The sequence below is a fragment of the Bacillus cereus G9842 genome (genome assembly GCF_000021305.1).
Classification (GTDB): Bacteria; Bacillota; Bacilli; order Bacillales; family Bacillaceae_G; genus Bacillus_A; species Bacillus_A thuringiensis_S.
The window spans coordinates 4,955,867-4,968,424 of sequence record NC_011772.1; the positions used below are offsets into that span (position 1 = coordinate 4,955,867).

Consider the following 12,558-nt stretch of genomic DNA (forward strand, 5'->3'; position numbering starts at 1 on the left):
AGCTCGTAAAACATAATGTTTTACGAGCTTTTTCTTATTATCGTACTTGCTCTAAGCCATTTTGAGTAATCTTGAAGGAAATCTCTTTAAATTTTTTCGCATCCCCTTTTCCAATTAACTCACCAGTTTTATACCAACTTAAACGATCAGATTCTGCATGATACACTTTTACTACATCACCATACTCGAACATCATACCATTTACTTGCTCAGCAAAATTCTTTGAAGTTTCTTGTCCTTCTGCTGTTACATGTTTTTTCTCCGTTCCATTTTGATCATATAGGGTAATTCCCATATATAATTCATTGTTAAAGTAACTATGAATTTGTTCATTTGTAGACGTTACATGTAGTTTCTTATCATCATGATTTAACGTTACAATAGAACGAATATCATCACCCAGCCCTTGGTATACAAGACTATCTCCATATGTTACTTCTACTGGTACTTCCGTTACTTTCTTATTTCCAAAACGGTCTTTCGTTTCTACTTTTACTGTTTGTTTACCGATTTTTGTTGTATTTGGTTTTTCTACAAATCCAATTACTTCTCTATCTTTCACTTGAACAAAGTTTTTTGCATCTAATTTATCAGCGTTTGTTGCGATTACTACTTTTTGCGGTATAGCTGTTACTTCTTGTTGTGCTTCCATTCTCTCAAAACCTTGCTCTGTCACTTTAAAGAGCACTTCATGAACACCATACTGCGCATTCATTAGTTCATTCTTTTTATACACTTTAAATCTATCAAACTCTCTTTGATATACCTTTATTACATCACCGTATTCAAAAGTCATTCCATTAAATTGTTCTGCAAATACTTTCGTATTCTCCGATGCTTTTACTGATAAATCTTTCTTCTCTTTTCCATCCTTATCATACACAGTCATTCCCATATACTTCTCATCTGCAAATGAAGTATGCATTGGACCTTCTGAATCTGTTGTACTGAATTTCTTTTCTTCATGATTTAATGTAACAATCGATTTAATATTCGTTTCGTCGTGCCATGTACCGAAGAACATAATGCTATCTCCGTAAATCACTTCTACTGGCACTTCTGTTATTTGCTTATTACCAAAGCGATCTTTCGTTTCTACTTTTACTGTTTGTTTTCCAACTTTTGCTGTAGTTGGTTTTTCTACAAATCCTACTACTTCTCCGTCTTTCACCTGAACAAAATTTTTCACTTCTAATTTTTCAACATCTGTTCCGATTACTACTTGTTGAGGTTTCGCTGTGACTTCTTGCAACATATCCATTCTCTCAAAACCTTTTTCTGTCACTTTGAAGAATAGTTCTTTTGTTCCTTTTTTCTCACCTTGACCAGTAAGTGTATTATTTTGATACCATTTCAAACGATCCGGTTCTGCGTGGAATACTTTCACTACATCTCCATACTCGAACTGTATACCATTCACTTGCTTCGCAAAGTTCTCTGATGTTTCTTGTCCCTCTGCTGTTACATGTTTTTTCTCTTTTCCTTCTCCATCGTATAACGCGATCCCCATGTATAGCTCTTTATTAAAATACTCATGAATTTCGCTATCCATATCAGTTGCATGGAATCTCTTCTCTTCGTGCTTTAAAGTTACAATTGAAGCAATATCATCGCCATTTCCTGCATATGCAATGCTATCTCCATAAACCACTTCTAATGAAACTTCCGTCACTTTCTTATTACCAAAGCGATCTTTCGTTTCTACTTTTACTTTTTGTTCACCAATCTTTGTCGTATTCGGTTTTTCTACAAATCCTACTACTTCTCCGTCTTTGACTTGCACAAAATCTTTTGCTTCTAATTTTTCAACGTCAGTTCCAATAACTACTTTTTGTGGTACTGCTGTTACTTCTTGCAGAGCTTCTAATCTTTCAAATCCATTTTCAGTAATTTCGAAGAATAATTCTTTTATTTCTTTATTTTTTCCTTCTCCCACATATAAACCTTTTTGATACCAATGTAAACGTGAAGACTCTGCATGGTATACTTTCACCACATCTCCATATTCAAATGCTAACCCATTTGCTTCCTTGGCAAAAGCTTCTGTATTCTCCAAGCCTTTTACCTCTATATTTTTCTTCTCTTTTCCCTCTTTATTGTACAAGGTGAATTCAAAATACTTCTCATCTCCAAAGTAATCATGAATCAAATTATCCGTATCTGTCGCACTCATTTTTTTCGTATCATGATGTAACGTTATAATCGATTTCATATCGTCACTACCATAACTTAATCCATATACAAATAGGCTATCTCCATAAGTTACTTCTACTGGCACTTCCGTCACTTTCTTATTTCCGAAACGATCTTTCGTTTCTACTTTTACTTTTTGTTCACCGATTTTCATTGTATTCGGTTTTTCTACAAAACCAATTACTTCTCCACCTTTTACTTGAACAAAGTTTTTCGCTTCTAATTTTTCAGCGTCTGCCCCGATTAATACTTTTTGCGGTACTGCTTCTACTTCCTGTATACCGTCTATTAGTTCATATCCTTGTGGAGTAATCTTAAAGAACTTTTCTTTTTTATTCTTAGCTCCACCTTGATCTACAAGTTTATTACTTTGATACCAATCGAAACGACTTGGTTCTGCATGATATACTTTCATAATATCGCCATATTGAAGTTCAACACCTTCAAGTTGCAAAGCAACCTTTTTAGAATTTTCTTGCCCTTCTATAGAAATATTTTTCTTTTCATTTCCATCCTTATCATATAAGGTAATCCCTACATACTTTTCATTTTTAAAGCGCTCATGAAACTCATTACCAACGAAAGAAACGTTGATTTTCTTTTCATCATGAAGGAGCGTTATAACAGAATTTACCTCATCACCGTAACCTTTAAATACCATAGTATCTCCATAAAGACTGTTAACTGGAACAGAAATGAAATTTCTCTGTCCTTTCTCATCCTCAATTTCTACTAATACCGCTCTTTTTCCAACCTCTAAATACGGCCACATAATTCTACCTGTTACTTTTACATTTTCACCTAAATTTTGAACAAGACTATTTGCTAGATTTTCATTAAAATTCGCACCAACGATGAGATCTTGTACCACAGTAGACGCTTCACCATAAGGAAGCCCGCCGTATGGTTTCACTTGTTTTTCACGAATAATATTACTATCTGTTGCTTTCCATATTTCTTTTTCTAATTTAGGTAAATTTAAATTTTCGATTTTCCCTCTAACCTCATCATTTGGACCTAATCCCCATTTCTCAAAAAACGGCACTAAGTTTTGTTTAGCCGCTTTCGATGCCATATAAATAAACATTTGCTTTTTATCTTCATCTGAAGCAGGCATTTCAGATTCTGGTAATAAGCGATACATTTGATGTAAATTAGGGTAAAAATGCTCTCCATAAGCTAAATCAAGTTGCCAAAACATTACTAGTTTCTCGAATTCTTCCATCTTTTTTTGAGCATCAGGATTATCTAAGTAAGCAAAAGCTTTTTTATAATGACCATCTTCTTCTAGACTTGATTTATTGCCTAACATTCTTTGAACCGATAATGAATATATATTTACTGTTACTTCTCCTACACCTGACCAAAACCAAGGAGCTTGCTGATGTAAATGCCCTACTTCATGCCACGGTCCCCAGCCATCTCCTTGTAATCTCTTTATATTTAAAACCCTATCCATAGTCTCTGGAACATACCCTGTATGATAATGAGTAGCAAACATCCAATCATCTTTATCTGGTTTTCTCTTTTCAACAAATTGGATATAGTGGTTTGGAGCTTTTGACACCCCTATACCATCTTCAGATAATCCTGCTACAGAATTTTCAAAGCGAATAATCTTATCATGTAGCCTCATTAATTCTACTGGATCCGTCTCTCCCATATAGTTTGCCACTGCTTCAGGACTTGCAGTAATTAAACTTCTCTCAGCCTTCAATTCAACTGCATAAGGATTTTTATACTTTTTTAACATTGCATCCCAATCTTTTTTTGTGTGTTTCCCTAATACAAATAATGGAAAATGACTTCCTCCATGAATAACTGAAGCTGTTACTTCGCCATCATTATTCATGTTATAAAAATATAGTATTCCACCTCTTGAAGATGAAATATTATTTTCACCAGGTTTTAACTCAAATTCTTCAAACCCTTTTTCATCATATGACTTCGTTCCTATGAACGCTTTAATAGATTGCGTTCCTTTTATTTCAATTTTAATTTCTTCATTTGGACCAGCATAAATTCCAGTTGGTTCATTTGTTGAAAGTACATAACGTACTTTTAAGCGTTTTTGCTCTTCTTCAACACTACCTTTCCCAGGCAAATGAAACGTTCTCTGCTCCAAACGATTCTCTTTACTCTCTTCCAACTGCCCGCCCTTATTCTCTTCCAAAGGCGCCGCATATCCTTTCGATGCTTCGAAAGCTACTGGTGATAATAATGTAGATATACAAATACCAGCTACTAATACCCTACTCTTTTTCTGCTTTGACATAATCTGTGTCCCCTGTCCTTTTTTTAGACAAACCATCCTATATATTCATTTAATAAGAAATCCTATTATTTTTATAAAAACATTTATTGAATAGACTAACACCTCTCGCACCTATATCAATTACTACCGCATTTCTCTAAATGTATTCGCTTTCTTATATTGTAAATTTTTTTATGTATTACGCCCTCCTCACTTCGCTCTACTTGTGATGAGTTCTCTTCTTACATAAAAGGAAAATAGTAAAAGATATATTTTAGTCTCGTCATCTATACATCTAAAAATAAAACCTTACATTTTCTTCATATATGACCATCTATAGGTAGTTTTTCCAACTGAATTTTACACGCTTTTACCTGTATTTAATAGCCTCCCCCCAAGAATAATATTACAATTTTGTGAATTTAATCTATTAATCGTAACGTTAGGATTTAATTATATTTATATTATTTTAAAATATAATTTACTCTGTAAAAACACTATTTTATCTATTTTATTATTTTCTTAATATAACTTTAATCCTTGCATACAAAAAGCATTGGCATAGGCCAATGCTTTTATTTACCTTTTATATTGATTCGGTTTATGCGGTTCATTTGGAGTATATGGCTTATTTGGTTTATTTGGAGCCTCAGCCTTTTTCCAACTTACCGCTAACTCAGGGCTCGTTTTCTCTTCACTACGCTCAAGTAATACTACTGCATTTTGAATAGTCGGTGTACCTTTATGCGCAATCCCTTGTAATTTCGTTAAATTTCCTGATACTTTAAAGCTAAATCCACCAGCTGGTGTTTGTTTCGGAATTAAAATGCGGAACTTCTCTCCTACATTAAATTCTGTTTTTGTTTCGCCTTTTTCATTTGCAAACTTCACGCCCGCTGGTGCACCTGTTGCTTGCACTTTATACGTTCCGCTTTTTGCATTTGTTTCTACTGTATATAAACCTGTTTCAAAGAAATCATTTTTTAATACTGCTTCTTGTTCTTCTGTAGGAGTTACACTCATCGTAATTTCTTGTAACTCTTCACTAGCGTTTGCTTTTGCAACGATGTCTTTCGTTACTTTCTCTACATTTTTATTGCGGAAATCTAAATCATTAACATCAATTTGTTTTAACGCATTCCACACTGCCAGTTGCGTTGCGTAATGCGCCTCTCTCCAATCAGATACCCCTAATTCTTGTGGGCTCTTTTGTGGATATCCATTCAACAGTACACGGTACACGTTAATATCTACTTTACCCATTTCTGGTAAGTCTTGACCGCTCGGAGATTTTAAGTCTACATTTAAGCAAAATGCAATTTTTCCATCTGCCGTTTTAATAAGTTCTGTTCGGATTGGTTTCTTCTTTGACCTACTATAACTCCAATCCATTTCATACTTTGTATGGTCCATAACCTCTGCGAATGCTTTTTGAAGTGGGAATAATACAAATAAGACACTTAAAAACATAGCTAAAAGTTTGAACGATTGCTTTATATTCATATTTACAGCCCCTTAATAACAAACTTAATACTAAGTAGTATTTAATTAGAAAATATTTTTATGCACAAAAAAAGAGTGCATAAAAGCACTCTTTTTTCTTTCTTACTTTAATCTTAGAAATCGAAGTTATCAGGATCTGGACCAACGCGGTGATTTTCGTTTAACGCATCGATTGTTTCCATGTCTTCTTTTGTTAATTCAAAGTTAAATACATCCGCGTTTGCAATAATGCGGTGTTCTTTCGTTGATTTTGGAATTGTGATTATTCCGTTTTGAAGATCCCAACGTAAAATCACTTGTGCTGTTGTTTTACCGTGTTTCTCAGCAATTGCTTGTAATGTTTCGTTATCTAATAATTGACCTTGCATAAGTGGTGACCATGCTTCCATTTGAATACCTTGTTCTTTACAGAAAGCTTGTAATTCTTTTTGTGTTAAACGAGGGTGGTATTCTACTTGGTTAATCATTGGCTTAATTTCTGCATCTTTCATTACATCTTGTAAGTGGTGAATTTGGAAGTTACTTACGCCAATTGCACGTACGCGATCTTCTTTATAAAGTGTTTCTAGCGCTCTCCACGTATCTTTATATTTTCCTTCTACAGGCCAGTGAACAAGATATAGGTCTAAATAATCTAGTTCTAATTTCTTTAAGCTCTCTTCGTATGCAGCAATTGTTTCTTCGTATCCTTGATCTGCGTTCCATACTTTTGAAGTGATAAATAATTCTTCTCTTGAAATACCAGTCGCTTCAATACCGGCACGGATTCCTTCACCTACAGCTTTTTCATTTCCGTAAATTGCAGCTGTATCGATGCTACGGTATCCTGCTTTAATCGCTGATTTTACAGCTTCTACAAGTTCTGGTCCTTCTTCTACTTTAAATACACCTAAACCGAACCAAGGCATTTCTACACCATTATTTAATACTGTTTTACTTTGTAAGTTTTTCATTTTATTTTCTCTCCTTTTATTTTACTTGATCTCTTTTTTCTAATGTCATGCTCCACGCTGTTAAAATCACAGCACCTACTACCATAATTCCGCCTACCCAAGTCGTATGAATTAATCCTAACGAGTTCGTTACAATACCGCCCAAGTAAGCACCAAGAGCAATTCCTGCGTTAAATGCTGCAATGTTAATCGCTGATGCTACATCAACAGCGCTAGGTACAAACCTCTCAGCCAAGATAACGACATACACTTGTAGCCCTGGGACATTCATAAACGCAAATAGTCCCATAAAAATAATTGTAATGAATCCAGCAACTTTAAATGGCGCTGTAAATGTTAAAACAAATAATACAATCGCTTGAATAAAGAACATGTAAAATAACGCTCGAATCGGATTATAATTTGATAATTTTCCGCCGACCATATTCCCAATCGCAATTGCAATTCCGTATACTAACAAAATAATTGTAACGGTACTTGCTTTAAATCCTGTTACTTCTTGTAATAACGGAGATAAATACGTAAATGTTACGAATGTTCCCCCGTATCCTAATGCAGTAATGATAAATACAAGTAATAGTCTTCCGTTCGTAATCAACTTAAATTGATCGTGAAATGATACAGACGTACCCTTTTTTAAGTTAGAAGGAATTAGCATACTGTTGGCGATTAAAGCAACGACTCCAATTGCCACAATAACCATAAACGATGCTCTCCAGCCAAATTGTTGACCGATAAATGTTCCAATTGGTACACCTGTAATAGTCGCAACAGTTAAACCAGTAAACATAAATGCTATTGCACTTGCACGTTTATTCTCAGGTACAAGCGCAGCCGCAATTGTAGATCCAATTGACATAAAAACCCCATGCGCAAACGCAGATACAACCCTCGCGATAAGTAGCACAGTAAAACTTGTTGCTACTGCCGCAATACCATTGCCAATAATGAAAATAATCATAATCCACATTAACAACGTCTTTCGCGACATACTAGCTGTTAATGACGTCAATACTGGAGCACCAAACGCTACTCCTAATGCATATAAAGAAACGGTTAAACCAGCTGTTGTAACCGAAACATTTAAATCTTTCGAAATAGATGGTAGTAAACCGACACTAATAAACTCGGTCGTACCAATCCCAAATGCACTAATTGCTAGTGCTAATAAAGCAAACATACTTCTTCGATTCGTCTGAACTTCTGAAGATGGTACTGTATATAAACTCAATTGAATTCCTCCTTATTACAAGAAATCCAATCATAATAGTGTGATAAAAAGGCCCTTTTATCTTCTAAAAAATATATTTTATACTTACAAATGCTATTATGAATGGTTTCATTCCTTTTTTGAAGAACGCACTTTAAAGTACGATAGGCACTAAAAAGTAACATAGTCACTTTTTGGTACCGTACTACTCACTTGCTTCTCACATGTGCTATTATGAAACATATTTAACATGATAAAAAGTACGTACTTTAAAGTGCTATAGGTACTAAAAAGTAACATTTGTATTATTAAGCTTACTTTACTCATAAAAGGAGGGTTTCATATGAAGAAATACAATATTCCTGTAGAGGCGACTTTAGAGGTTATCGGTGGAAAATGGAAGGTTGTTATCCTTTGTCATCTAACGAAAGGCACAAAAAGAACGAGTGAACTAAAACGTTTAATGCCTGGTATTACACAAAAAATGTTAACTCAGCAATTACGCGAATTAGAGGACGACGGGGTCATTCAAAGAAAAGTCTACAACCAAGTCCCGCCAAAAGTAGAATACTCCCTTACTGATTACGGTTGGTCTTTAGAATCAATTCTTGACTCTCTTTGTACTTGGGGCGAATGTCATCTTGAAAAAGAAGGTAATACATCGATGCTAATTGCAGAAGGTGAATAATAGAAAAAAAGGAAAAAACGAACATGAATTTGTTCGTTTTTTCCTTTTTTTCTATATATATATGTACATTTCTAACTAAAACAAAATATTTTATACGCTTTCATACCTTGTCAGCACTAGGTTATACACTCAATATCAAATAATTAGGAATCATTTTTATGTTAACATAGGTGCATATAGTATATAATATAGGATATATATTATATACACTTTCCGGTAGCGGAGCTTTTCCATTATGCGGACAAGCCATGTATCGGACAGTTCATAAACAATAGGTAAGAAAATGTGGTTTTAGATTTATGTCAGCTTGTTTGCTGCCATAGATTTAAAGGCATTTTATTGTGTTTTGTGAAACTTTGCATAAAGTTTCGTAAACGTTTACTATCTTACTTATAAAAAATAAGAGTATTGCTATCGTAAAGGAGAATTGGAGATGCCAGAAACTATGACTCAAACAAAGCCAGAACAAGAAACTGTACAAATTTCTGCTAGCCAAGGACAACTTGATGTACTTGATCAGTTGTTAAAACCTGAGGTACAAGAATCATTAACAACACTAGTAGAACAGCTTCCAAAATTAACTGAGCTTGTTAACATTTTAACTAAGTCTTATGACTTCGCTCAAACTGTTGCTACTGATGAAGTATTAAAAAGCGACACTGTTGGTGCAATTACAGAGCTTGTAGAACCTGTAAAAGATACAGTGAAAAGCATGGCTGCAACTGCAATCGAAGCGAAAGATCGTGCTGACGAAAGTACTGAAGTTATCGGCCTATTCGGTCTATTAAAATTACTAAAAGATCCACAAGCACAAAAAATGTTCCGCTTTGTGAACGCATATCTTCAAATTAGTGCAGAACGTAACAATAAATAATTTAACTTATAACAACAATTAGTAAAGACGGGGGATATCATACTATGTCAAAACAAATTGTCATCTTAGGCGCTGGTTATGGCGGTCTTCTTGCCGCTTTAAACGTACGTAAATATTACAGCAAATCAGAAGCACAAGTTACAGTGATTAACCAATACCCAACACACCAAATCATCACTGAACTACACCGCCTTGCAGCTGGTAACGTTGCTGAGCAAGCAATTGCAATGCCACTTACAAAGCTTTTCAAAGGCAAAGATATCGATCTTAAAATCGCAACAGTTGAGTCATTCTCTGTTGATAGCAAAGAAATCAAACTAGCTGGCGGCACTACTTTATCTTACGATGCACTTGTAGTTGCTTTAGGAAGTAAAACTGCTTACTTCGGTATTCCAGGACTAGAAGAAAACAGCATGGTATTAAAATCTGCTGCTGATGCAAACAAAATCTACAAACACGTTGAAGACCGTATTCGTGAATACGCGAAAACGAAAAACGAAGCTGATGCTACAATCGTAATCGGTGGTGGCGGATTAACTGGCGTTGAGCTAGTTGGTGAGCTTGCTGACATTATGCCTAAACTTGCAAAAAGCCACGGCGTAAATCCAAAAGAAGTTAAACTTCTTCTTGTTGAAGCAGGTCCAAAAATCCTTCCAGTATTACCAGACCACTTAATCGAACGTGCAACTACTAGCCTAGAAGCACGCGGTGTTACATTCTTAACAGGTCTTCCTGTAACAAACGTTGCTGGCAATGAGATCGACTTAAAAGACGGTCAAAAACTTGTTGCTAACACATTCGTTTGGACAGGTGGCGTACAAGGTAATCCATTAATCGGTGAATCAGGTCTTGAAGTTAACCGTGGTCGTGCAACAGTTGATGCATACCTACAATCTACTTCTCACAAAGACGTATTCGTTGCTGGAGACAGCGCTGTTGTCTTCTCTCCAGACGGTCGTCCATACCCACCAACTGCACAAATCGCTTGGCAAATGGGTGAGTTAATTGGATACAACTTATACGCAGCACTAGAAGGCAAAGCATTCGAAGAGTTCGCACCTGTAAACTCTGGAACACTTGCTAGTCTAGGACGTAAAGATGCGGTTGCTACAATTGGAGCAAGCAATACTCCACTTAAAGGCTTACCAGCATCATTAATGAAAGAAGCAAGTAACGTTCGTTACTTATCACATATTAAAGGTCTATTCAGCTTAGCTTACTAATCTGAATATAAGCCCGAATCATGCCCAGCATGGTTCGGGCTATTTTTATCCCGCATTAACGGGCAGTAAAACCTCCACCTTAAAATCCAGTGAATGCAGGGATGAAGTCGGAAGATTAACTGCCCGTAAAAGCCCGATTGGTTCAACTAATAATCAGTGGGGAGGAACAATCCCCCCCACTGATTAAAGTTTCACTTTATCCGTAATTTTCTCTAACTTATATATTCGGCAGAAGAATAATATAACCCTTTTAATTATCTAAATTTACTGATTATTTTATGTCCAAATTGTGTATATGAAAGGGGTGGAAGTATTCTTCCTACTCCCACCCCTTTCACACAAACTATTCGCCTAACTTCACAAGGCTGTAGTTCTTCTTCCCTTTACGAATAATAATAAATCTTCCATCAAATGAATTTTCTACAGTAACATCCGTACCCACATCTGTTACTTTCTCACCATTCATAGAAATCGCACCATTATTAATGTCCTCGCGTGCTTGTCGTCTGGATGGTTCAATTCCTAAATCAACTAGCCACTCTACAATATTTTTTGTCTCTTTTGAAGAATGGAATGTTGGCATTTCTTTAAAACCTTGTTCAATTTCATCAGCTGTTAACGATTTAATATCTCCGCTAAATAACGCTGCTGTAATTTTCTCAGCTTGTAATAACGCCTCTTCTCCATGAACGAATTTCGTCATTTCTTCCGCTAGCACTTTTTGCGCTTCACGTTTATGAGGCTCGACTTCTACCTTCGCTGCTAATTCATCAATACGCTCTTTCTTTAAGAACGTAAAGTATTTCAAGTATTTAATTACGTCACGGTCATCTGTATTTACCCAGAACTGGTAAAATTCAAACGGTGTCGTTTTTTCAGGATCAAGCCAAACTGCACCACCTGCTGATTTACCAAACTTCGTACCGTCCGATTTTAATAATAACGGAATCGTTAATCCGAATACTTTAGCCTCATGACCTTCTAACTTACGAATTAAATCTAAACCACTCGTAATATTTCCCCATTGGTCACTACCACCAATTTGAAGTTGAACATCCTCTTTCGTGTATAAATGGTGAAAATCCATCGCTTGCAAAATTTGATATGTGAATTCTGTGAAAGAAATACCTGTATCTAAGCGGCTTGCTACAATATCCTTCGCTAACATGCTATTGATGCTAAAGTTTTTCCCGTAATCACGTAAAAACTCAATAATATTTATTTCATGTGTCCAATCATAGTTATTTACCATCTTCACTTCGCTATTTCCACCAAAATCAAATAGCTTTTTCATTTGTGCTGTTAACGCATCTACATTATGCTGAACCACTTCTAACGTTTGAAGTTGACGCTCTGATTGTCGTCCACTCGGATCACCAATTGTTCCTGTTGCCCCGCCAATTAAAATAACAGGATGATGGCCAGCTAATTGGAATCTCTTCATCATCATAAACGGAATCAAATGTCCGATATGCATACTATCACCAGTTGGATCAACTCCGCAGTATAGTGAAATCTTTTTCTCTTCTACTAGCTTACGTAAGCCTTCTTCGTCAGTCTGCTGATTAACGGCGCCGCGCCATTCTAATTCATCAATAATATTCATCTTTTGTCATCCCCTTTATTTTTTAAAAACAAAAAAGCCCCTATGTCTACGATA

The 12,558-nt window shown here is 35.6% G+C and carries 8 protein-coding genes; 3 read left to right on the plus strand and 5 right to left on the minus strand.

What is annotated here, in order from left to right; all coding sequences use genetic code 11:
• Window positions 1–37 precede the first annotated feature (37 nt).
• From BCG9842_RS25190 to BCG9842_RS25205, 4 genes are all read right to left on the minus strand, one after another.
• Window positions 38–4,468, minus strand: coding sequence for a putative mucin/carbohydrate-binding domain-containing protein (locus BCG9842_RS25190; protein WP_000043245.1), 4,431 nt, complete (start codon window positions 4,466–4,468; stop codon window positions 38–40).
• Between the two features lie 558 nt (window positions 4,469–5,026).
• Window positions 5,027–5,950 carry a thioester domain-containing protein gene (locus BCG9842_RS25195; RefSeq protein ID WP_001022528.1) on the minus strand — a complete coding sequence of 308 codons (924 nt, stop codon included), beginning with the start codon at window positions 5,948–5,950 and terminating at the stop codon, window positions 5,027–5,029.
• Between the two features lie 113 nt (window positions 5,951–6,063).
• Window positions 6,064–6,903, minus strand: a complete 840-nt coding sequence (locus BCG9842_RS25200) for an aldo/keto reductase (RefSeq protein ID WP_000793558.1) — start codon at window positions 6,901–6,903, stop codon at window positions 6,064–6,066.
• Window positions 6,904–6,919: 16 nt separating this feature from the next.
• Complete coding sequence (locus tag BCG9842_RS25205; RefSeq protein WP_176518770.1) at window positions 6,920–8,083, minus strand: MFS transporter; 1,164 nt, start codon at window positions 8,081–8,083, stop codon at window positions 6,920–6,922.
• Between the two features lie 373 nt (window positions 8,084–8,456).
• Here BCG9842_RS25205 and BCG9842_RS25210 point away from each other — a divergent pair, with 373 nt between their 5' ends.
• The 3 genes from BCG9842_RS25210 to BCG9842_RS25220 all read left to right on the plus strand — a co-directional run bounded on the left by BCG9842_RS25210 (window position 8,457) and on the right by BCG9842_RS25220 (window position 10,898).
• Window positions 8,457–8,801 (plus strand): winged helix-turn-helix transcriptional regulator, encoded by a 345-nt coding sequence (locus BCG9842_RS25210; protein ID WP_000760473.1) that lies wholly within the window; start codon window positions 8,457–8,459, stop codon window positions 8,799–8,801.
• 433 nt (window positions 8,802–9,234) lie between these two features.
• Window positions 9,235–9,675, plus strand: a complete 441-nt coding sequence (locus BCG9842_RS25215) for a DUF1641 domain-containing protein (protein ID WP_001115310.1) — start codon at window positions 9,235–9,237, stop codon at window positions 9,673–9,675.
• 44 nt (window positions 9,676–9,719) lie between these two features.
• Window positions 9,720–10,898, plus strand: a complete 1,179-nt coding sequence (locus BCG9842_RS25220) for an NAD(P)/FAD-dependent oxidoreductase (protein ID WP_000043197.1) — start codon at window positions 9,720–9,722, stop codon at window positions 10,896–10,898.
• Window positions 10,899–11,241: 343 nt separating this feature from the next.
• Here the strand turns inward: BCG9842_RS25220 and tyrS are convergent, their stop codons facing one another.
• Window positions 11,242–12,504 (minus strand): tyrosine--tRNA ligase, encoded by a 1,263-nt coding sequence (gene tyrS / locus BCG9842_RS25225; RefSeq protein ID WP_001021089.1) that lies wholly within the window; start codon window positions 12,502–12,504, stop codon window positions 11,242–11,244.
• Window positions 12,505–12,558 lie beyond the last annotated feature (54 nt).